Annotated in this window: 22 protein-coding genes; 9 read left to right on the forward strand and 13 right to left on the reverse strand. The window is 35.6% G+C overall.

All coding sequences use genetic code 11. The features are described from left to right. Window positions 1-185: 185 nt before the first annotated feature. From PUH65_RS13110 to PUH65_RS13120, 3 genes are all read left to right on the forward strand, one after another. Entirely contained in the window at window positions 186-791 is a 606-nt protein-coding gene (locus tag PUH65_RS13110) for a hypothetical protein (protein ID WP_305520627.1), read from the forward strand. A 30-nt stretch (window positions 792-821) separates the two neighbouring features. Beyond that, window positions 822-1,310 carry a hypothetical protein gene (locus tag PUH65_RS13115; protein WP_305520626.1) on the forward strand — a complete coding sequence of 163 codons (489 nt, stop codon included), beginning with the start codon at window positions 822-824 and terminating at the stop codon, window positions 1,308-1,310. 86 nt (window positions 1,311-1,396) lie between these two features. Continuing rightward, window positions 1,397-2,839, forward strand: a complete 1,443-nt coding sequence (locus PUH65_RS13120) for an aminoacyl-histidine dipeptidase (protein ID WP_305520625.1) — start codon at window positions 1,397-1,399, stop codon at window positions 2,837-2,839. A 93-nt stretch (window positions 2,840-2,932) separates the two neighbouring features. Here the strand turns inward: PUH65_RS13120 and PUH65_RS13125 are convergent, their stop codons facing one another. The 10 genes from PUH65_RS13125 to PUH65_RS13170 form a co-directional block, all read right to left on the reverse strand. Next, window positions 2,933-3,760, reverse strand: coding sequence for a hypothetical protein (locus PUH65_RS13125; protein ID WP_305520624.1), 828 nt, complete (start codon window positions 3,758-3,760; stop codon window positions 2,933-2,935). Window positions 3,761-3,879: 119 nt separating this feature from the next. Next, complete coding sequence (locus PUH65_RS13130) at window positions 3,880-5,238, reverse strand: NAD(P)/FAD-dependent oxidoreductase (protein ID WP_305520623.1); 1,359 nt, start codon at window positions 5,236-5,238, stop codon at window positions 3,880-3,882. 327 nt (window positions 5,239-5,565) lie between these two features. Then, window positions 5,566-5,727: a hypothetical protein gene (locus PUH65_RS13135; protein ID WP_305520622.1), complete on the reverse strand. Its 162-nt coding sequence runs from the start codon at window positions 5,725-5,727 to the stop codon at window positions 5,566-5,568. Between the two features lie 21 nt (window positions 5,728-5,748). After that, the gene (locus PUH65_RS13140; RefSeq protein ID WP_305520621.1) at window positions 5,749-6,636 is read right to left on the reverse strand and encodes a helix-turn-helix domain-containing protein; all 888 of its coding nucleotides are present in this window, start codon (window positions 6,634-6,636) and stop codon (window positions 5,749-5,751) included. Window positions 6,637-6,745: 109 nt separating this feature from the next. Further along, entirely contained in the window at window positions 6,746-7,810 is a 1,065-nt protein-coding gene (locus PUH65_RS13145; protein ID WP_305520620.1) for an alanine/ornithine racemase family PLP-dependent enzyme, read from the reverse strand. 1 nt (window position 7,811) lies between these two features. Further along, entirely contained in the window at window positions 7,812-8,258 is a 447-nt protein-coding gene (locus tag PUH65_RS13150) for a GNAT family N-acetyltransferase (RefSeq protein ID WP_305520619.1), read from the reverse strand. 9 nt (window positions 8,259-8,267) lie between these two features. Then, a complete protein-coding gene (locus PUH65_RS13155; protein WP_305520618.1) occupies window positions 8,268-9,173 on the reverse strand; it encodes a universal stress protein in 906 nt (301 codons plus the stop codon). Between the two features lie 336 nt (window positions 9,174-9,509). Further along, window positions 9,510-10,025 carry a pyridoxamine 5'-phosphate oxidase family protein gene (locus PUH65_RS13160; protein WP_305520617.1) on the reverse strand — a complete coding sequence of 172 codons (516 nt, stop codon included), beginning with the start codon at window positions 10,023-10,025 and terminating at the stop codon, window positions 9,510-9,512. 258 nt (window positions 10,026-10,283) lie between these two features. Further along, window positions 10,284-12,050 carry an endonuclease gene (locus tag PUH65_RS13165; protein WP_305520616.1) on the reverse strand — a complete coding sequence of 589 codons (1,767 nt, stop codon included), beginning with the start codon at window positions 12,048-12,050 and terminating at the stop codon, window positions 10,284-10,286. Window positions 12,051-12,061: 11 nt separating this feature from the next. Beyond that, window positions 12,062-12,604, reverse strand: a complete 543-nt coding sequence (locus PUH65_RS13170; protein ID WP_305520615.1) for a tRNA methyl transferase PRC-barrel domain-containing protein — start codon at window positions 12,602-12,604, stop codon at window positions 12,062-12,064. Window positions 12,605-12,964: 360 nt separating this feature from the next. Between PUH65_RS13170 and PUH65_RS13175 the strand changes: the two genes are divergently transcribed. The 5 genes from PUH65_RS13175 (at window position 12,965) to PUH65_RS13195 (ending at window position 18,664) form a co-directional block, all read left to right on the forward strand. Further along, the gene (locus PUH65_RS13175) at window positions 12,965-14,503 is read left to right on the forward strand and encodes a SulP family inorganic anion transporter (RefSeq protein ID WP_305520614.1); all 1,539 of its coding nucleotides are present in this window, start codon (window positions 12,965-12,967) and stop codon (window positions 14,501-14,503) included. A 185-nt stretch (window positions 14,504-14,688) separates the two neighbouring features. Further along, entirely contained in the window at window positions 14,689-14,934 is a 246-nt protein-coding gene (locus tag PUH65_RS13180; protein ID WP_305520613.1) for a FeoA family protein, read from the forward strand. Between the two features lie 3 nt (window positions 14,935-14,937). Beyond that, complete coding sequence (gene feoB / locus PUH65_RS13185; protein ID WP_305520612.1) at window positions 14,938-17,112, forward strand: ferrous iron transport protein B; 2,175 nt, start codon at window positions 14,938-14,940, stop codon at window positions 17,110-17,112. Between the two features lie 377 nt (window positions 17,113-17,489). Continuing rightward, window positions 17,490-18,041: a hypothetical protein gene (locus PUH65_RS13190; RefSeq protein ID WP_305520611.1), complete on the forward strand. Its 552-nt coding sequence runs from the start codon at window positions 17,490-17,492 to the stop codon at window positions 18,039-18,041. 176 nt (window positions 18,042-18,217) lie between these two features. After that, window positions 18,218-18,664, forward strand: coding sequence for a cold shock domain-containing protein (locus PUH65_RS13195; protein WP_305520610.1), 447 nt, complete (start codon window positions 18,218-18,220; stop codon window positions 18,662-18,664). A 95-nt stretch (window positions 18,665-18,759) separates the two neighbouring features. Here PUH65_RS13195 and PUH65_RS13200 read toward each other — a convergent pair whose 3' ends face one another. From PUH65_RS13200 to PUH65_RS13210, 3 genes are read right to left on the reverse strand one after another with little or no spacing between them, the layout of a single operon-like run. Continuing rightward, window positions 18,760-19,350: a heme-binding protein gene (locus PUH65_RS13200; protein ID WP_305520609.1), complete on the reverse strand. Its 591-nt coding sequence runs from the start codon at window positions 19,348-19,350 to the stop codon at window positions 18,760-18,762. Window positions 19,351-19,409: 59 nt separating this feature from the next. Next, window positions 19,410-19,712, reverse strand: coding sequence for a hypothetical protein (locus tag PUH65_RS13205; RefSeq protein WP_305520608.1), 303 nt, complete (start codon window positions 19,710-19,712; stop codon window positions 19,410-19,412). Between the two features lie 36 nt (window positions 19,713-19,748). Next, window positions 19,749-20,024, reverse strand: coding sequence for a hypothetical protein (locus PUH65_RS13210; protein WP_305520607.1), 276 nt, complete (start codon window positions 20,022-20,024; stop codon window positions 19,749-19,751). Between the two features lie 187 nt (window positions 20,025-20,211). Between PUH65_RS13210 and PUH65_RS13215 the strand changes: the two genes are divergently transcribed. Then, complete coding sequence (locus PUH65_RS13215) at window positions 20,212-20,838, forward strand: vWA domain-containing protein (RefSeq protein WP_305520606.1); 627 nt, start codon at window positions 20,212-20,214, stop codon at window positions 20,836-20,838. The last annotated feature ends 17 nt before the right edge of the window (window positions 20,839-20,855 follow it).

Genomic DNA, 20,855 nt, shown 5'->3' on the forward strand with positions numbered 1-20,855 from the left:
ATTTACAAAATTTTTAAATGTAGAGATTCTCTTTTCCTCTTAATTAATGAGGGGAATTTTAAACGATTACAAATATAGAAAATTCGAAAGTAAGACGATGATTTCACCCAATTTCTGTTACAAAATCTTTAGAGTTTCAAGATGCGAGTTTCGGAGATTTTATTATCTTTAAAAAAAAATAATAAATGGTTCTAAAAAATCTGAATTACCCACTTGATTTTAAATTCAAAATCACCACACTTTCAAGTGATTTTAATATTACCGATAAAAACGGAAATTATGTAGCGTACGTCCGTCAGAAAATGTTTAAACTGAAAGAAGATGTTATCGTTTTCAATGATGAATCAAAATCGCAGGAACTGTTCAGAATTAAAGCCGATCGCTGGTTAGATTTCAACGCCAGTTATTCAATGAACGATCTTATTAATAATAAAAACTATGGCCGCCTTGCCAGGAAAGGAATGCGCTCTTTCTGGAAATCTCATTACGAAGTCTTAGACGAAAATGACCAACTGAAATTTAACATCAGTGAAGATAATGCCTGGGTGAAAATTATGGATGGAATGGTAAGCGAAATTCCTATCGTAGGAATGTTTACAGGATATTTTCTAAATCCTTCCTACACCGTAAAAGATGCCAACGGAACCGAATATTTCAAATTAAAAAAAATGCCTTCTTTAATAGGAAGAAGATTTCAGTTAGACCGATTAAAAGATATTGACAATCACGATGAATCGTTGGTAGTTTTATCTTTTTTAATGATGGTTTTGCTGGAAAGATTGCGCGGTTAATTCAATATCAATTTTAAATATAAATATCAGATGAAGAAAGTAATGATTATCGCGTCTTTAATGATGCTATTTTCTTGTAAGAAAGAAGAGCAGGTTTCGGAAACCAAAATAACGACTGACTCTTTAAATGTAGCAATTGATTCTGCGAATACCGCAGCAACTTTAAACCAAATCAACCTTGAATCATTTGGTTTTCCAGCGGAAGTGAATGGTTGCTCCTGTTATTTTTCTAAAACAAAAGAAGATTTTCATAATGAGAAATACGTTTATATCGATGATTATGGAAACAGTGCTTTTCTAAAAATTGATGGAAAACAAGCGAAAATTAAAATGGAAGAAGGAGATTTTGATCCGGATAACTTTAGCAAAATCATTAAAAATGATGAGTTTTCAGTAACCATCGAAGGGAAAAAAGTAAACGAATTAGATGAAGTGATGTTGTTTCAGGGAACCATGACGGTTGAAAATAAAAAAGGTGAAAAAACAATCACGCCGATTTACGGAGAATGCGGCTGTTAAAATAATCTTAAAATTAAAACATAGCGCTTTTGAAAATTTCGGGAGCGTTTTTTTATTTGTATTTTTGAGGTAAATAAAATTTTATAATGGAATTATCACAACTCGAACCGCAAATTATCTGGAAGAATTTTTCAGCCTTGAATTCGGTTCCCCGTCCCTCAAAAAAAGAAGAACAAGTAATCGCATTTATTAAAAACTTTGGTGAAAATCTAAACTTAGAAACTACGGTTGATGAAGTTGGAAATGTAATCATTAAAAAACCTGCAACTCCAGGAATGGAAAACAGAAAGTCAATTGTTTTGCAATCTCACCTCGATATGGTTTGCCAGAAAAACAATGATATTGAATTTGATTTTGAGACACAAGGAATTCAGATGGAAGTTGATGGCGATTGGGTAAAAGCAAAAGGAACTACTTTGGGTGCTGACAACGGATTGGGCGTGGCTTCAATTATGAGTATTTTAGAAAGTAACGATCTTGCTCATCCTGCTTTGGAAGCCCTTTTTACTATTGATGAAGAAACCGGAATGACGGGAGCAATTGGTTTAAAACCTGGACAGTTGGAAGGTCAAATCTTATTGAATTTAGATACGGAAGAAGATGACGAAATAGATATCGGTTGTGCTGGTGGAGTTGATGTTACTGCTTCACAAAATTATGAATTGGAAGATTCCAAAGGTCAAATTGTAAAAATCACCGTGAAAGGTTTACAGGGAGGACATTCTGGAATGGATATTCACAAAGGTTTTGGAAATGCAAACGTGATTTTGGGACGACTTTTATATACCGGACTTTACAACCAAAACATTCAATTGATTTCTATGGATAGTGGCGGTTTGCGCAACGCAATTCCAAGAGAAGGAAATGTGGTCTTATCGGTTAGAAATTCTGTAGAATTTATGGATGGAGCGAACAGTTTGAAAGCAGCGATTTTGGAAGAATTTGCAACTGTTGAAAAAGATTTGCACATTAATATTGAAACCTACTCTACTCCAGATCAAGCGATTTCTGAAGCAGATTCAAAGAAAATAATTTTGGCCTTAAAATCTGCACACAACGGAGTTTACAGAATGTCGCCAGATGTTGCTGATTTGGTGGAAACATCAAATAATATTGCCAGAGTTGAATTGAAAAATGGCGCTTTACAGATATTAAACCTTTCCCGTTCCTCAATTGAATCTGGAAAATACGCGGTTGCTGAACAGTTAAAATCAGTCTATGAATTAGCCGGAATGACCGTAGAATTTAATGGATCTTATCCGGGATGGAAACCAAAACAAGGTTCTGAAATCGTACAGATCATGGAAAAAATCTACGAAAAAAGTTTTGGTGATAAACCACAGGTTGTGGCTTGTCACGCAGGTTTGGAATGTGGAATTATCGGAGCCAATTATCCAGACATGGAAATGGTAAGTTTCGGTCCAACTATTCGTGGAGCGCATTCACCAGATGAGAGAGCCAATATTCCTTCTGTTCAGAAATTCTGGGGATTCTTAAAAGAAATCTTAGCGAATATTCCAGCGAAATAAAAAATTCTACGGTTTGAAAAAACCTAATTAAGAATTACAGAATTAACTTTGTCAAAGTTCTACACTTTGACAAAGTTTTTTTTTGCTCGAAAATCAACAGTCGCTTACGACTAAAATATCACCAACTTTTTTTAATGGTTTTTCTTTATCTGTAGAATCTGATAGATAGAAGAACAAATGTTGAACTTCATAAGAATCAGATAAATCCAAAATCATATCGGGTAAATTATCGCCATTTAAATCGCCTATCCAAATAATTTTTGGAGTAGAAAATTCTATTTTATTGATGGTTGCCAAATTATACGAGTCATCATCAACGGAAAAAGAAAGCACGTAGTTGGTGATTTGCGAATCGGTAAGTTCCTGATCTGTTTTTTCCCGAACCATTGAAGAAGGAATGACATATTGTTGATCATCAACAACGCGTCCCATGGGCGAAAGCATATATTCGTTTCCTTTAAACTTGAAGGAAATATTGTACTCCGGAAATAGTGGTTTGTTTTCTAAAATCGTTTCTGGATTTTCATTTAAACCTTTGAAATTTGTAAAAAATAAAACAGCATTTTCATTTTTAGATTTTAGGATCATAACATCGTCTCCTGAACATTCATCCCGGTCGTAAGAAATCTGTAAATCTGCTTTACCTATAAGCCACTTTCCTGTTTTTTCCTCTTTGTAAAGTTCAAACCAATTTTTATTTTCTACATTTTTAGGATAGCCTTTACTTGTCTTTCGATATGATGTAGGAATTAAAATTGACAGATCCGATGGAGAATTAGTGCCGATTGTGGATTCCGATTTTCCTGCTGTTTTTGTAATTTCAGATTGTTGATTTTCTTCCGCAGCCACTGCTTTCTGACACTGCACAAACATTCCTGCAAGTGCCGTGAAAATTAGGGTGGCAAATAAATAATGTTTCATGGTTTGTTTTTTTAGTTTTTATATAATGATCTCATTAACATTGAATATTTTAATAGAACTTGAAAATACGCAGTCATAATGTACTATTTTAAAAATTAAAGAAAAGATTTAGGACACTTTTAACTTTTATAAATATTCTGTGCTGCTGCTTCTCCGGTTTCTACTGCGCCTTCCATAAAACCTTGCCAGTCTGCCAAATGCTCTCCGGCAAAATGAGTATTCATAAAAGGTTGAGCCAATATTGGTCGAAGTTTGAACCACTGATCAATTCCATAAAATGCATAAGCGCCACGTGAATATTCATCGTTGCCCCAATAATAACTGACCTGATTTTTAAGCAGCGGTTTGATGTTTCCAAAATGTGGTTCCAGACATCTGAAAACGTCCTGCGCCTGAAATTCATTGGTTTGATTGGCATTCATCATTGCTTTGTCTCCGATTGAATATGCAATCAAAACGCCTTCCTTCGATGCTTGATTTTTAGTCGCATGATAAAAATAAAGCGGTGCCTGATCGGTTATTAAATCAAAACTTTCGTCTCCCCACAAGCGTTCTGTAAAATGCAGGGCGTGTTTTTGAATCCGAGCATATTGCAACTGTCGAACTGCGTCTGCGTAAACTTCTGGCAAGGCAGGTAACCAATTAATTCGGCTCAAAGCAAAAGTAGGCGCCGTACAAATCACTTTATCACATTCAATCACAGTTCCGTTGCTGCAACGAACTTTCACTTTTTTACCGGTTTGATCGATTTGAGCAACGTGATGTTTTAAGCGGATGTTTTCGGCGCCAAGTCGGTTGGCAAACGCTTTTGCTAACTGTGCATTTCCACCTTTCATTTTTAAATCCATCTCATTTTTCGGGCTGCTTTCCGCATATTCAGCCAGCGCTGCAAAAGCAGAAACGTGACGAATACTTTCGCCGAAATCGGTACTGTCCAATAATTCGCGGATATCCAAATCTCTATCCTTGCAGCCATTATCAACCAAATATCGCCACCAGTCGTACTGATCGAGTTTCAGTTTTTCAGCCTCCGACATTTCAGGATATTTCTTTAACAGACTTTCAAATTTCGAATTCCATTCCGGACTGTAATCCCATTTGCCTGCTGGTGAATATTGATTTTTGTAAATGAGATGGGTCTCAAATTGATTGTTCTGCAGCGGTATATTAAATTCGCCACACAACTCCTGAATTCGGGTGTGGGAATTCCCGACCCATTCGCCGCCCAGTTCTATGACGAGGTCATTGTTCATTTGGTGGGAAAATACTCTACCGCCGATTCGGTTGCGACTTTCTAAAATGATGAAAGAAATTCCTTTTTGTTTTAATTGATAGGCAGCAGCCAGACCGGAAAACCCTCCACCAATAATCACCACTTTTACACTTGCGGAATTACTGCTGAATGACGATAAAAACGAAGGAGTCAATAAGGCGCCGGCAGCCAAAGAAGTCTGTTGAATAAATGTTTTTCTGTTCATGGTTAGTGTTTTTTTTGGGTTAGTTTTTTTATTTTTAAGTCATAAGCATCACATATATTTTTAATTTTATTTAAACAATCATTGTATTCTGCTATTAGAATATAATTTATTCCAATATTTTCAGATTTGTAAACAATGAAATTACTACTTTTATATTAATTCGGTTTTTAGCACTTTTTCTCTTCTCTATTTTAGCGAAAATCTGTTTAGATGATAACTGCTGAAGGTTTCAACTCGATGAAGGTACTATTATTAAAAATTTCCTTCTGTAGAAAAAGGAAATTGAATTGAATGAAAAAAGGAAGTGTATGTCTTTTGAAAAGGATTTTAAAAACGGAATTTTCCATTCCTCATATTTTTTAATTTGGTTTTTTCATGTAAAATTTGGTCATTATCCAAAACGTTAATGCTTCCGATTTTACGGTCAATGATGGATTTTATACCGGTGTGAAATTTAATTTTCTTTAATGTTGGTTTTGTAAATTTCATTTTATTTATTTTTAAAGGTTTTCAAAGATTGTTTGATTGTTGAAATTTCTTTCTAAAATTATTAGGACTTTCCTGAGTGATTTTTTTAAAGTATTTCCCGAAATGGGATTTATCTGAAAAACCAAGTTCGAATGAAATTTGCGTTACCGATAAATCGGTATTTAGTAACAAACGTTCGCCTTCCAGCACTACCCGATTTTGAATATAATTCTCCGCAGAAATATCTAATTTTTCTTTAACTAAAGCATTCAGGTAATTAGCAGAAATACTTAATTTATCAGCGTAATCAGAAGTTCGCTTCAATTCTTTAAAATGAATTTCAACCAGGTTTTTAAACTGTTCGATATAAGTGCTTTTTTTATTGGTTTTAAAATCGATATAATCTGCATTGTCGGTTTTCCGAATGTATTTTAGCATCGACGCCTTTAACAACAAACAAATAATCTCTTTACTTAATATCGTGGGTTGATTAAATTCTTTTTTAATATCGATAATTCCCGTTCGAAAATGAACCAAATCACTTTTAGAAAAATCCAGGAAAGAAGGCAAGTTGGAGAAAGCGGTATCATTTTTTATCTTCCTGTTTCCGGTATAAATCAGATTGTAGAATGAACGCGTAAAAAGAATTGCTTCTCCAGTAAAGTTTTCAACTTCTGCAAACCGGAAGACCTGATTATAATTGACAAATAAAACTCTTCCTTTTTGTAAATCGAAAACTTCGTGATCAATCATTAAATTCCCTGAACCACTTTCTACAACGAATAAAGTATAGAATTTTGTTTTATAGGAATTCTGTGCATTGAAGACTTGCGCTAAATCTGAAAGTGTTAAAAACACAAACTCCCCATCAAAAGAAAACGGACGTTTCAAAGAGTTTATCGTCATTGAATTAATAAATGAGTTTGCCATAAATAGTCTGTTTTAATGTTAATGCTAAGATAAAACAAACCATTTTAATGGTGCTAATTCAAACAAACATTTTGAGCAATCAACTTGTTGGAAACTCCAATTTCAGAATCTACTTTTTATCCACGTAATCAGAATTCATTGCGCGAAGAACCGCCATATAATTCATGCTGAAATCAATCGTATCGCCAACTTCAAGGTTTTCAGCATTTTCTCCCAAATCCAAAATCAGCATATCAGAACTCGCTCCAATAATTTCAATTCCAGGAATCAGGGCTGAAATATCTTTGTGATCGATATCTAATAATCCAACATCTACGATGGCTCGAAGTGATGATTTTCCTCTTTCTTCTTCAGAAAAGGTGGGCGTTTCACCAGTAAGATTAGTACCGGCAATTCCAGAAGGAATATTAGGTTTTTGTTGCATTTCGATAATTTCTGCAGTCAAAGTGAAAACGTCCTGATACATTCCTGTAATTAAAGAATCTTCGTAAACATTAGTTCCAAAAAATAAAGTTTCTCCAACTCGGAAATGATTGATCCCAAACGGGATTTCATTTTTAAAAATTAAAGGAATTGTTACGGATGAACCGCCAGAAATATAAGGAATCTTCTCACCGGAATTCTCCTCGATAATCTCTTTAAAACGATTGAGTTTATAGAGTTTCTTTTCATCGGGTAAAATACCATTAAGGCAATTTAAATTCGTTCCTAATCCTACGACTTCAATATTCGGTAAAGCGAGAACCTCATCATAAAATTGCATCAGATTAAGCGCCATAATTCCTTCCCTCAACTCGCCCATTTCTACCATCAGCACTACTCTATGGATTTTATTTTGTTTCACCGCCTCTTCAGAAAGGACTTCCAAAGTCGCGATTTCTGTATTGAAACTAACGTCAGCAAATTTCACAATACTTTTTGCTAAACGTTTTGCTGGCGGTTTAATATAAATAGTTTCCGTTTTCGGAGACAATTTTTTGATCGTCTTCAAATTGCTCAATCTGGAATCACAAATTTCTTTGTCAGACAGGTTTAATAATACTTGCAAGAATTTTTCGTTGCCACATAAAAGTTTAGCAACGATAGCCCATTCAATGTTATTTTGGGCAAAAATCTGATTGAGGACTTTATAGTTATGGAGGAGTTTTGCAGAATGTAAAGTAATATATGACATGTTATTTTATTAATCTCATCTCGAGATATTTACTGGTAAAGCCCAGTTTTTCGTATAAGAATTTGGCAGGATTTTCTGGTTCGCAATGCAAAGCCATATCGCCATCGGATAAATTAATTGCAGTTTGCATCAATTGTTTTCCGACTCCTTTTCCACGCATATTTTTATCGGTTGCGATGTAAACCAAAATATTTTCGGGAATATATCCGTTCATTCCGGTTTTATTTATAATCACTGCACCGACTATTTTTTGACTTTCAGAATTGATGGCGGTGATGACCATTCCACCAGGTTTGTGGTTTTCACCGAAAGCGTAATCGATACATTTTTGAATATCTTCTTTCGGATCACCATATTGTTCAAGGCTATCAAACAGGAAATTAATTACTTCTTGCTGGATTTCTTTTGATGCTTTGCTTTTTTCTGAATAAGTATTTATTTTTATCATTTCTTAATTTTATCCCAGAACAGGCAAGGTTAAATCATAACCTGAAACTGTTTCTGTTTTATTTTTAATTTTCTTTAATTTTGATTTTACGATGAATAAAGGAATAGCAGTTCCGTTAATCATTTTTTTGAAGAAATTATCAGCCATAAACGATTTCCATGCATTTTCATCTTCATCAGCTAATACGATAATATCACATTTTTTATCTTTTGCCACCTGCGCAATAATCTCTGCGTTGTCATGAGAAAGAATAAATTCAGATTCATAATCTGTTGATTTTAATACTAAATTCTTCTTCATCTCTAAATAGGCTTTTCTTACTTCAATCATTCGATCCGGATCTCCAACTCCGAGAAGGTTAATATTTCCTCCATTTTTATTTGCCAATAAAATAGAAAGATCTGCTTTCTGATCAAGTTCATTTTTCACACGAACTGGGAAAAGAATCTTTTTAAAAGACGTTCTTTTAAATTTTTCCGGAATTAAAAGCACCGAACAATTGGCGTGTAAAAGGACATTGTAAGAATTAGAACCTAAGATCAATTGCTTTATCTTCTGCTGTCCTGAAGTTCCCATCACCACTAAATCGATTTGATCAGTTTCTACAAAATCGTTAATGCTATCAATAATATTTTGACTGCACAATCTTGTTTCAACCTCAATATTATATTTCTCAAGAAACGAAATTCTTAACTGGTTTAATTTTTCATTGGCGCGATCTGTATTCTCCTGCACTGTTTCTGAACCGATTACCTGTTTCCCACCACGACTGATCATATAATAGATATGAACGGTATGCGTAATGATTAATTTTGCCTGATGACGTTGCGCCATTTTCGCCGCAACTTTCAAAGCATTCTTTGATTTCTCGGTAAAATCGATCGGTATTAATATGGTTTTTATTTCTGTTTTCATCTTCATTTATTTTCTAGTTCATAATTATTCTTGGTGCAAAATTACAAACTCAAAGATGAAAAGAGTGTTAGTAATAAACCCAAGTATGGTACGAATTACTTATTTTAATGATAGATTATAGACGCTATTTTAAAATTAAGGGGTGCTATTTTCACTGATTTTCGGTACGACACTATTTTCATTTAATATGATGGCGGTTAATCTTATTATGCTTCAAGAGGATTTCATGGTGTTCTGAGAGTTTAAATTTCTACTTAATGATCAATGAAAAAAGCCGGAAGTAATTCTTCCGACTTTTATATCCAATACAAATGGAATTTTGATTTTCTTTTTGGATTACACTTTTAGGCCTCCTTCTATTCCACCATCTTCATTCTTACTGCCCGTTACGGCCGCAAAGATCATTTTTGCCATAGCAAATACTTTATTATCTTTTGTTTCGTAGTAATAGCCATCCACAGGAGTTACGCCTATTACTGTTACGCGCGGATCATCTTTCCCATCGAACCAGGCATCAGCAAAATGGCTGTAATACTTCTCAATTAAAGTTTGATCCTGAGAAATTTTTGCTTGTCCTTTAATGAATACAAATTCATAAGAAGAATCGTTTTGAAAGTGCAACTGAACAGCTGAATCTTCTAAAATATTTTGATTATGCGTACTATCGATAGGGCTAATGAACCAAAGTGTTCCGTTTTCATCAACTTCCTGCAAAGACATTGGAACGCTGTGCGCATCGGGTCCAACTTTTGTAGTGAAAAAACAGATTCCTGCCTTCTCTGTTAATTTTTTAATTTTTTCAATAGCTTCCTGTCCGCCTAAATCTTTCTGTGGTGATTGTGCTTGTCCCATAATTTGTAAATTTTAATGTTTTGAATCTTTTGAATATTGTTTTTAACAGGAACAAATAGTTGCCATTTTAAAAACACTTTCGAATGAATATCAACTTTTGGTCCAAATACATACTAAATTTTCTATTTTAAGATATTTTAATACTATTAAATAAGCCTTTATTAAAACCAAGAATATTATAAAATCAGCAATAAAAAAGGCCGGAAGAAAATTCTTCCGGCCTTAATATTAATGTTTCCTAATGAGGGAAATCTTGTATTATTCCACAATAATCTTCGCAGACTGTGTTTTAGTGGTTACAAAATAAACTCCTTTTGGTAATTTGTTAAGGTTCACTTTTTCTTTGTCATTCACATTATTGATCGTTTGCAATAACTGACCGTTTAAACTATAAACTTTTACAGTTTCATTTTTATCAATTCCGTTGATGAAAAACTCGTTATTTTTAACAGGGTTAGGATAAATAGTGATTTTCTGATTTTTGATTTCTGTTGCATCAGTCGCCATAGAAGAATAGCAAGTCCAGGAAAGATTATCAAAAGAAACTCTGTTACTGGTTGCTTCATCGATCAATTCTATAATCACATCTCCTTCCACATTGATGTTTTCAATGGTTTGTGTTTTTGCAGTTTTAGAATAAGGAATCAACCCTTTTACAACCCCATTAATTTTCAAAGTATAGTTCCCGGCAGAATCCGAAAAAGGAAGATAAGTTTTCACTTTTAAAGTTCCTACACCACCTGAAATTACAGACGATTTTAAATAGCCTTCTTTAATACAGATTGATTTATTGTTAGGACCATCAATATAACTTTGGGTGTCTGTTCTCGCATTGGTTGCAGTCCAAACAATACCGTTGCTCGACCATGTTCTGTCGGTATAAGATGAAGCCGGTGGCGTACTTCCCGTAGACGGAATGTTTTCAAAATCTTCTGTACCACAAGTTGCTCCTGTCCCAGGCGAAGTTCCACTATCGGTGGTTCCCTGAACTGCTGAACTGCTTTCTGATTTATTTCCGGCCGTATCTTTTGCAATGATAGAGAAAGAATAGGTGGTTTCTGGATTTAATCCGGTGATCACAGCATTAGTAGTAGTTACGGTTGAATGATAAACACCATTAATATAAATTTCATATCCGCTTACTGCAAGGTTATCTGTAGAAGACGTCCATGTTAAAGAAATACTTGATGATGTTGTTGCTGAAACTGCAAGGTTTGTCGGGATGGTTGGTGCTTGAGTATCTACTGTTCCACCACCGCTGAAGGTATCTGGCCACGTATTTTGTGCCGCTGGACCACCCCACATTACGGTTGCTAAATAAGGATTATCAATAAATGGATTTCTGTTTTTCTGCATATTTGCAACTACATTTTGTCTTTGCAATTCAAAAGTTGAAACAGGATCCTCTACATTCCATTTCAATAAAATATCCGGAAAGTCCTGTGAATAGGTATTTGGATTCATGGTGATGTTCAAAGGCAAACATCTGGTATTGTATCTCACATACATATACATTAAAATTCTGGCGACATCGCCTTTCCACTCATCACCTGGGTACCAACCACCACGAGAGGTTTTGTAAGCCGCTGCACCTGTTCCGTCGTCAAATAATAAACTTCCGCGGGTGCTGTTTAAAGTAATATCTGCCGGACGAAGATGGTGACCATCAGCTCCTGGACCGGAAGTTCCTAAGTTTGGAGTTCCTTTAGATTTTGCATAAACGTGTTCACGGTTCCAACTTCCGCCAATGCTGCGGCTTCTTTGATGAGTTCCCGAGGATTGCGAACCATAGATTAAAAGCAGGTTTGCTGGATTTTCAGGATCTACATCACTAGTTTTCATAAGGGTTTGCAACTCACTGTAGGAAATTACTTTAGTGTGAGTACTCGTAATTAAAGTTGCTAAGTCCTGCTTAAGTTCGTTTTTGGATTTATTAAAATCTACGCTTGAATAATACGCCGGAGCGGATTGCGCATACAAGAAAAACGAAAAAATACTTGCTAAAAAAGAAAGCTTTAGTTTCATAGTATAATTATTTAATTAATATTTGCTATTATTTTGTCTTTATATAAAAGTTGTATTGGGTGTTCTTTAATGCTTACTGAAACTGGTCTTTCAAATTCGAAATAGCCTTCTTCGTTAAAAATATAAAACAAGGTTCGAATATCTTTCTCCAAAACTGAGGTCGCCAACCCAATCGGAATTCCTTTTTCCAATTCCTCTGACGAAAAATATTCTCCTTCTTTCCAGTGAAGTTTCTTAGCATCAAACGAAATAACTTTGGTCCAAAGACCAGGATGTCTTTCTCCTGCTCCCACAAAAAGACGATTCTCTTTTTGATCAATATGAATGACATAAAGAGGTTCTTTTTTTCCACCTACGTTAATTCCTCTTCTTTGACCAATTTTAAAATGTTCAACTCCAGAATGACCTCCGACTAAAAAACCATCAAACAAAGAATAAGGCATTTTCTCGGATTCCCAGGAAAGCATTTCTTTTTTGGATAAAAATGGTGGAGCCTCTCTCGCATAAAGCGGAGAATTACCGGGTATTTCTACAATTTGTCCTTGATTGGCCATTAAAAATTAGTTTTAAAACCTCTTAAATAATCATTTCTTTAAAAGCCCTGATCATTAGGGGGCAGCTAAATTAATTATTTAAAAACAAATACCGTTAAAACACCCTATGATATTTTTCACTATTTACAAAAACTAACGTTTAAAAATATTGATCTGATTTTTTTTACACTTAAAAATTGACACATGTGCAAAAAATTAATCGTTTGCAGTTTTTGGGAAGAGGAAAAAAAAGGAAGTATCCCTTCTTTTAATTAGACCTATATTCTAACCTGATCCTACTCCAATGATGTAAAAATTTAATTTCACTAATTTTGCGCTCTTTTTTAAATAGAAAAAACACTTAAACTTCCAATTCAATTAATGCAAACTATTTCAGGATTTCTTACCATACCCAAAAACATTAATTACAAAACAGAGATTTTAGCCGGTCTTACTGTGGCAATGACCATGATTCCAGAATCATTGGCTTTTGCAATTCTGGCGGGACTTTCTCCCCTGATTGGCTTGTATGCTGCTTTTATGATGGGTTTGGTGACGGCTGTTTTAGGCGGCCGTCCCGGAATGGTTTCTGGTGGCGCGGGTGCAACAATTGTAGTGATGATTGCACTGATTCATTTTCATGGTTTAGATTATCTGTTTGCTGCCGTGGTTTTGGCTGGCGTTTTTCAATTGCTCGTCGGTGTTTTCAAATTAGGCAAATTTGTAAGATTGATTCCTCAACCTGTGATGTATGGTTTTCTTAATGGTTTAGCCGTTATCATATTCATGGCTCAAATCGAGCAGTTTAAGTTTTTAAACGAAAGCGGAATTTCCTCTTGGCTGCAAGGTTCAGCGTTGTATATGATGATCGGATTAACGGCTTTAACAATAGCAATTGTCTATTTCTTCCCGAAGATCACCAAAGTAATTCCTGCTTCCTTAGTAGCAATTGTTGCTGTTTTTGGAATGGTGTTAGGATTCAATATCAATACAAAAACCGTAGGCGATATTGCACACATCAGCGGAAGTTTGCCTACTTTTCAACTCCCAAATATTCCTTTTTCCCTGGAAACTCTTCAGATTATTTTTCCCTATGCGCTCGTTATGGCTGGTGTGGGATTAATCGAATCGCTCCTGACATTATCAATGGTCGATGAAATTACCGAGTCTAAAGGCAGCGCCAATAAAGAATCTGTCGCACAGGGAATCGCCAATATGACCAATGGTTTTTTTGGTGGAATGGGTGGTTGTGCAATGGTTGCCCAAACATTGGTGAACATTAATGCAGGTTCCAGAGCCCGACTTTCTGGAATTGTTGCAGCAATCACTATTTTAATAATCATTCTTTTTGGTGCCCCTTTTATTGAGAAAATCCCAATGGCCGCTTTGGTTGGCGTAATGATGGTTGTTGCCATTTCTACCTTTCAATGGGTTTCTGTTAGGATTGTGAATAAAATGCCAAAGTCCGATATTTTTGTGGGAGTTGCAGTTGCATTAATCACCATAATCCTTCATAATCTGGCTCTTGCGGTTTTAGTCGGAGTTGTAATTTCGGCTCTGGTTTTTGCCTGGGACAGTGCAATTAGAATTAGAGCCAGAAAACATATTGATGAACATGGTGTAAAACATTATGAAATCTTCGGACCTTTGTTTTTTGGTTCGGCAACTGCTTTTCTGGAAAAGTTCGATCCTTCTGAGGATCCTCAGGAAGTGGTTGTTGATTTTAAAGAAAGTCGTGTGGTGGATATGAGTGCCATTGATGCTTTAGATAAATTGTCAAAGAGATATTTAAAAGTTGGCAAAACGTTGCATCTTCGTCATTTGAGCGAAGATTGTCGCAAAATTTTAAAAAATGCCGAAGCCGTCATCGATGTTAACATCCAAGAAGATCCTACTTATAAGGTAATGCTGGAAAAGTAGCATTCTACTATGTTTCTTTCTTAATGATTATCAGCCTTCTTTGCTTTTTTCGATTTCTCTTTGATGGTAAAATTGATTTCTTTTTAGAACTATTCATAAATTGTTAGATTATGGTATACCTATTGTTAGGTTAATCTAATTCATTACTTTTACAGCTCACAAATGAATGGTTTTAAATGAGTTTTATGGAATTAAATTACAATTTAGCACAATTACAAAAAGGTCAAACTGCGATTATCAAAGGACTTTCACCCGAGTGTAATCGCGAAGTTCGCCAACGGTTACTGGATTTGGGATTTGTTCGCGGCTCAGAAATTAGCGTGCAAAATATCAGTCCGCTCAAAAATCCGATTGCATATAACATTCATGATACTTTAATTTCTCTCCGAAATGAAGATGCTGCAAAAGTTTTAATTAAAGTAAAAGAATAAAATATGAAAACAGCATGTGATACCTGCGAATTAAATCCTTCGGCAGAACTGAAGAAAATGGGAATCTCCTCTGGCGATTCAGATTTTACCATTGCTTTAGCCGGAAATCCAAATACAGGAAAAAGCACCGTTTTTAATGCATTAACAGGTCTAAAACAACATACTGGTAATTGGCCAGGAAAAACCGTAGTTCGTGCAGAAGGAAGTTTTTCTTATCAAAATCAAAAATATAAAATCGTCGATCTTCCCGGCACGTATTCCCTCTTATCAACTTCTGAAGATGAAGAAGTTGCGCGGGATTTTGTACTTTTCGGTAAACCTGATGTTACTGTCGCGGTGGTTGATGCCAGCCGTTTGCAAAGAAATTTAAGTCTGGTTTTACAGATTTTAGAGATTACCAATAAGGTGGTTCTTTGTCTTAATTTAATGGATGAAGCACGGCGTCATCATATATCGATCGATGTAAGAACTTTATCGCGGGACTTGGGAATTCCAGTCATCGAAACGAGTGCCCGTTCAAAAGAAGGAATCCCTGAATTACTGGCAGCCATTAAACAAGTTGGCGAGGGAACTTTTCAAACGACGCAGCGTAATTCTTTTCAATTGTCCGATAAAAGTGGAAAAGCAATTGCTGAAATCGAAACATTATTAAAGAATCTTGATCCTAATCTATCAAATACAAACTGGCTCGCCATTCGCTTGATTGAAGAAGATGAAAGCATTATTACGGCTTTACAGGAAGGGCGACTTTCCTCAGAAATAAATCAGACCAATCTTCTGGAAATTCTGAAACAGGCAAAGAAATATCGTGAAAACTTAGGAGATGAGTACCGCAATGATTTGGTAGAAAGCATTTATGCAAAATCTGCTAAGCTGGTAAAGGATTCAGTTTCTTCTGATAAAACGCAAAGATCATTTCGTCTGGACAGGGCCATCGACAATATTGTGACGCACAGAATTTGGGGATTTCCCATTATGTTTTTGCTTTTAGGCGCTGTCCTTTGGATTACCATTGTTGGCTCTAACTACCCTTCTCAAATGCTGGCCTCTTTACTTTTAGATACCATTCATCCACTTTTGAATAATGGCGCCGTGAGTTTAAACTTTCCGTGGTGGCTTAGTGGCTTTTTGGTAGATGGAGTTTATCTTGGTACCGCTTGGGTTGTCGCCGTAATGTTGCCACCAATGGCGATTTTCTTTCCATTATTTACTTTGTTAGAAGACTTTGGTTATTTGCCCCGAGTTGCCTTTAATCTGGACCGTATTTTTAAAAAATCAGGAGCGCATGGCAAACAGGCTTTAACCATGAGTATGGGTTTTGGGTGTAATGCAGCCGGAGTTGTAGCGACCAGAATCATCAATAGTCCGAGAGAGAAACTGATTGCAATTATTACCAATAATTTCTCTTTATGTAATGGAAGATGGCCCACTCAAATTATTATTGCAACCATTTTCCTCGGTGTTCTGGTGCCGAGCCGATGGTCTGGAACGGTTTCTATGTTAGCCGTTATTTTCATTGCCATTTTAGGAATTGCCTTTACCTTTTTCACGTCTTGGTTATTATCCAAAACATTATTAAAAGGGGAATCTTCTTTCTTTACTTTAGAACTTCCGCCTTACCGACCACCCAATGTTTTACAAACGGTTTACACCTCATTAATTGATAGAACCTTAATTGTATTATGGCGCGCAATTGTATTTGCAGCACCGGCCGGAGCAATCATTTGGCTCATCTCCAATATCATGATCGGGAACCAAAGTATTGCTTTGTGGGTGATTAATGGCTTAGATCCGTTTGGAATCTTTCTCGGTTTAAATGGCGTGATTTTATTGGCCTACATCGTAGCCATTCCAGCCAACGAGATTGTAATTCCTACAATTTTAATGTTAACCACTTTAACCATAGGCAACACCGCTTTAGGTTCAGGTGCCGGAGTCATGTTTGAAGGAAGTACTTCTGAAATTGCCCTCCTTTTAAAAGCCGGAGGTTGGACAACGCTCACTGCCGTAAACCTGATGCTTTTCAGTTTGCTCCATAATCCATGCAGCACGACGATTTATACCATCTACAAAGAAACCAACAGTAGAAAATGGACTTTCGTGGCCACCGTACTTCCGATTGTTTACGGCTTGGTCGTTTGTTTTACTGTTGCTCAGATTTGGCGTTTTATCGCTTAATACCATTTAAAATGCGGCACCTAAAAATTGAGGTACCGCATTTTTTTCTTTAGTTAAAAGAAAGATTTTAAAAGAACCGCAATGGTAGGTCTTTCTGTTAAGAATATAAGTGCCTGTCCAATTGCTCTCCTAAGCTCCTTCTCCACTCTTAAGGATTAAACTTTCGCCCCTAATAATATTAATCTTTTAACCGCAAAAGACCCATGAAAAATAGAAATTTTCAGTAGGGTGCATAATATATTGCGCAAATTACATTTACCTTTTGCGAACCTTTGAATCACTTACCGTATCAAACCTTTTGTTTACCTTTTGCGGTAAAAAGAGATATTATAGTATCATTATATTTTACCGTAAATTGTCCATTAAATAACTAGACCATGAAGATTAATAAAATGATCTTACTGCTCCTTATCAGTTTTACATTAAGTTCCTGTGTAGTTTCTACTGCAGCAAAAATAGTAACCACCACTGCAAAAATTGGAATTTCTGCCGTGAAAGGAACCGTAAAAGGCGTTGGCTGGGCAGTGAAAAAAGCGGAGGGGAAAATTGATGAAGACCGTCTTAATGGAACCTGGAAAGTAGTTGGAATCTACAACGGAACTTATGAGCAGTTCACCCAAGACAGTGATCCGGCCAACAATTTCAAAAGCGAATGTGCGGAGGGTGTTGAGGTTATTGAATTCAAATCTAAGAAGGGTAAATTCCAACCTATTCACTGTCAATCAGAAAAAGAAGATTGGGTGAAATACAAATTCGAGTTTGGTAAAAATCCACAAACCAAAAACAAAGAAAATTACTTGAAATACAATTCCAGCAACTATATATCAATTATTGATGTAACGAGTAAAACCATGGTGTTAGAAGGAAACCTTCTCCAGACTTATGCATTCTCTGGCGGAAAACTGTATCTCTTTGAAAAAATGAAGTAGAACGATTTCAAACTTTCTAAGGAACTTTTTTAAGGTTAAAATAGAGGTCCTTAGAAAGTGGAGCACTAATTTCAAAAAGATATTGATTTGAAAATTCACAAAATTTAAGGCATTTATTTGGTTTATATATATTAATTTTGTACCTTATCACATAATCAAAAAACAACAAAAATTATATGGCGGATTCTTTCTCCAAAAAAGAAAACTTTAAGAAAAAACTTCAAAAGCAAAAAGAAAAAGCGTTGCGACGTGAGGAGCGTAAAGAGAGTAATGACAAAGGTAAAAGTTTAGACGACATGATCATGTACGTAGATGCAAACGGTCAGTTTACCACTACACCTCCCGAAAAGAGAAATACAGACAATGATGATGAGGATATGGACTTAAGTCATATTCAACTCGGCGCGGCACCAATCGAAGCAGAAGAAGTTGTGAAAACAGGTACCGTAACTTTTTTAAGTGAAAAAGGCTATGGCTTTATTACCGAAGAAAAAAGCAAAGAAAATATTTTCTTCCACGAAAATAATTGTACCGAACAAATTAAAAAAGGAAACCGTGTTTCCTTTGAAATAGAAAGATCTCCAAAAGGTCTATCTGCGATTGACATCAAAGTGGTTAAGTAAATCATTACAATAAAAAAAGCTTCTTCTCGAAGCTTTTTTTATTTTATACAAAGTGCCTCATCCATAATCCAAAACCAGGAGGCCTCTATCTAATCTTATTCTTTCCAGCGAATGCTCACGATAATTTCATTCCTCCGATCCAGGACTTGGTAAGGCACATTGTACCCTAAAAATCGAAAGTTGCCGAAATACTCAATTCCCTTCGACTTTAAGGCGGTTTCTAATTGTGCTGCGTACTTTTTAATTTCCTCATCATTCGCATAGCCACCAAACTGAACTGCGGCCACGTATTCCTCTGGCGTCGTCTCAATTTTGATTTCAGAATTATCCGGTTTTGGCAGATTATCTTTGGTATATTCCGACGGCATTACAAAACTCATGGACGATTGCGAACTATTGATATCCATATGAACTGGCGAGGTCATGGCGATATTCTTTTTAGACTGGTTTCCGCCAAAGATAAAAGAGGCTAAAGTTCGAAAACCAGTTGAAGATAATTCTTTATATGATTTTGCATCCATTGAAATAGTGGCCATCGTGGCGGGTGGATATTTTCGAATCTCAAAATCTTTTTCTTTTTTAAGAACCTGATAAGGTTGTGTTTCAGTTTTTGCCATGATAAAATAAATTTGAGAGATCAAGAATAAAACGATAATAACGACGGTTATAAGAAGAAGAGTTTTCATGATTCAGAAAATTTAATAGATTAGAATTTCAAATTGAGGCATTGACAATTTATTTTCTACTACCCTTGCCTATATTTTGCGCGCGATATTATCTTTTCCTCTTCTCTATCAATTAAAAGTCGTGCAATTATTTCTGCGGAACGCACCTTAGTATCTTTATTCTCCACCAACTTTCTCTTTAGTTTCTCTTCCGAAATATCAATGCGATAAAGAATGCTCAACAAGCGGTTGAAATCATTTCGAATTAAATCATCAATGAAGTCGGCTAAAAGTTCAAATTGTTCCGTGCCTGATTTCTCTTGGTTATGATCGTCAATTTGAAGATTGGTGATTACAGCGAGGAGGGCTTTATGGTGTTCCATTGTTTATTATAAATGTTCGTAGCAATCTTTTACACCTCAACCAGAGTAATAATCAAAGTAAATTTGATGATTGTCTAAAAACTCGGTGAACAGATCGAATGCCGTCATCTGATTTTCTAACATTAGCAAAAATCGTGCTTCGATATCACTATAATTACAGTTCAATGCTTTACACACCGCAGCGACATCCGTAACAGTAGCACAACGCTCGTATTCGTAGTCTGGACTTAAATCCTGAAGATCGAGTCGAATGGATTGTGGACTGATGGTCAGGTAGATGACGCGGCCGAAGGTGTCTGAGTAGATTTGCATAAAGTAAATTTAATGAATATTTTGCCAATGCATTTATTTGAAGAGTGTTTCCTCTTTTTATCTTTTAAGACGGAAGTATAATACCTCTATCATATTCACGCTTTACTTTTTTAAATCTCAAAAAATTACTATTTTTAAAGGTCCGAAAAACAAAACATCAAATTAAATTAAAAAACAGACGCACATTATGGAAAAGCAAATCGTTCACAACCTCATTATTTTAGACGAAAGTGGTTCAATGGAAAGTATTAAAGCTCAGATTATTTCAGGGTTTAATGAAACCGTACAATCCATTAAAGGTTCACAAAAAAAGTTCCCGGAGCAGGAACATTTTATTTCAGTGGTGAGTTTTAATGATCTTGATAACAAACTTCTGCATTTCATAGATCCCGTAGAAAAACTCAACGAGATTGATGCAGAAAAATACCAACCAAATGCTGCTACTCCACTTTTTGATGCCATTGGATTTGCGGTCACCAAATTACACCAAGTCGTAAAAAATCAACCAAACAGCAATGTGCTGGTGACCATTATGACAGATGGTGAAGAAAATGCCTCCCGCGAATATTCCGGAAAACAAATTAAAGAACTGATAGAAAAACTGAAAGATGAGAAATGGACGTTTACCTATATTGGAACTGATCATGATGTGGATAAAATCGCCTTAAACCTTTCCATTTCCAATACTTTGATCTTCGAAAAGAATGAATCAGGCATCAAAGATATGTTTGAAAAAGAAAGAAAATCGCGCGATATGTATTATTCCAAAGTACGACGAAATGAGGATACGAAAGATAATTTTTTTGAAGAATAGGTAGTTATTATCCTGTC

The organism is Kaistella sp. SH40-3 (assembly GCF_030686865.1).
Lineage (GTDB): Bacteria > Bacteroidota > Bacteroidia > Flavobacteriales > Weeksellaceae > Kaistella.

Bases quoted from the DNA above. Each gene is read 5' to 3' on its own strand.
- PUH65_RS13110 (WP_305520627.1), top strand. From the start codon at position 186: ATGGTTCTAAAAAATCTGAATTACCCACTTGATTTTAAATTCAAAATC.
- PUH65_RS13115 (WP_305520626.1), top strand. From the start codon at position 822: ATGAAGAAAGTAATGATTATCGCGTCTTTAATGATGCTATTTTCTTGT.
- PUH65_RS13120 (WP_305520625.1), top strand. From the start codon at position 1,397: ATGGAATTATCACAACTCGAACCGCAAATTATCTGGAAGAATTTTTCA.
- PUH65_RS13125 (WP_305520624.1), bottom strand. From the start codon at position 3,760: ATGAAACATTATTTATTTGCCACCCTAATTTTCACGGCACTTGCAGGA.
- PUH65_RS13130 (WP_305520623.1), bottom strand. From the start codon at position 5,238: ATGAACAGAAAAACATTTATTCAACAGACTTCTTTGGCTGCCGGCGCC.
- PUH65_RS13135 (WP_305520622.1), bottom strand. From the start codon at position 5,727: ATGAAATTTACAAAACCAACATTAAAGAAAATTAAATTTCACACCGGT.
- PUH65_RS13140 (WP_305520621.1), bottom strand. From the start codon at position 6,636: ATGGCAAACTCATTTATTAATTCAATGACGATAAACTCTTTGAAACGT.
- PUH65_RS13145 (WP_305520620.1), bottom strand. From the start codon at position 7,810: ATGTCATATATTACTTTACATTCTGCAAAACTCCTCCATAACTATAAA.
- PUH65_RS13150 (WP_305520619.1), bottom strand. From the start codon at position 8,258: ATGATAAAAATAAATACTTATTCAGAAAAAAGCAAAGCATCAAAAGAA.
- PUH65_RS13155 (WP_305520618.1), bottom strand. From the start codon at position 9,173: ATGAAAACAGAAATAAAAACCATATTAATACCGATCGATTTTACCGAG.
- PUH65_RS13160 (WP_305520617.1), bottom strand. From the start codon at position 10,025: ATGGGACAAGCACAATCACCACAGAAAGATTTAGGCGGACAGGAAGCT.
- PUH65_RS13165 (WP_305520616.1), bottom strand. From the start codon at position 12,050: ATGAAACTAAAGCTTTCTTTTTTAGCAAGTATTTTTTCGTTTTTCTTG.
- PUH65_RS13170 (WP_305520615.1), bottom strand. From the start codon at position 12,604: ATGGCCAATCAAGGACAAATTGTAGAAATACCCGGTAATTCTCCGCTT.
- PUH65_RS13175 (WP_305520614.1), top strand. From the start codon at position 12,965: ATGCAAACTATTTCAGGATTTCTTACCATACCCAAAAACATTAATTAC.
- PUH65_RS13180 (WP_305520613.1), top strand. From the start codon at position 14,689: ATGGAATTAAATTACAATTTAGCACAATTACAAAAAGGTCAAACTGCG.
- feoB (WP_305520612.1), top strand. From the start codon at position 14,938: ATGAAAACAGCATGTGATACCTGCGAATTAAATCCTTCGGCAGAACTG.
- PUH65_RS13190 (WP_305520611.1), top strand. From the start codon at position 17,490: ATGAAGATTAATAAAATGATCTTACTGCTCCTTATCAGTTTTACATTA.
- PUH65_RS13195 (WP_305520610.1), top strand. From the start codon at position 18,218: ATGGCGGATTCTTTCTCCAAAAAAGAAAACTTTAAGAAAAAACTTCAA.
- PUH65_RS13200 (WP_305520609.1), bottom strand. From the start codon at position 19,350: ATGAAAACTCTTCTTCTTATAACCGTCGTTATTATCGTTTTATTCTTG.
- PUH65_RS13205 (WP_305520608.1), bottom strand. From the start codon at position 19,712: ATGGAACACCATAAAGCCCTCCTCGCTGTAATCACCAATCTTCAAATT.
- PUH65_RS13210 (WP_305520607.1), bottom strand. From the start codon at position 20,024: ATGCAAATCTACTCAGACACCTTCGGCCGCGTCATCTACCTGACCATC.
- PUH65_RS13215 (WP_305520606.1), top strand. From the start codon at position 20,212: ATGGAAAAGCAAATCGTTCACAACCTCATTATTTTAGACGAAAGTGGT.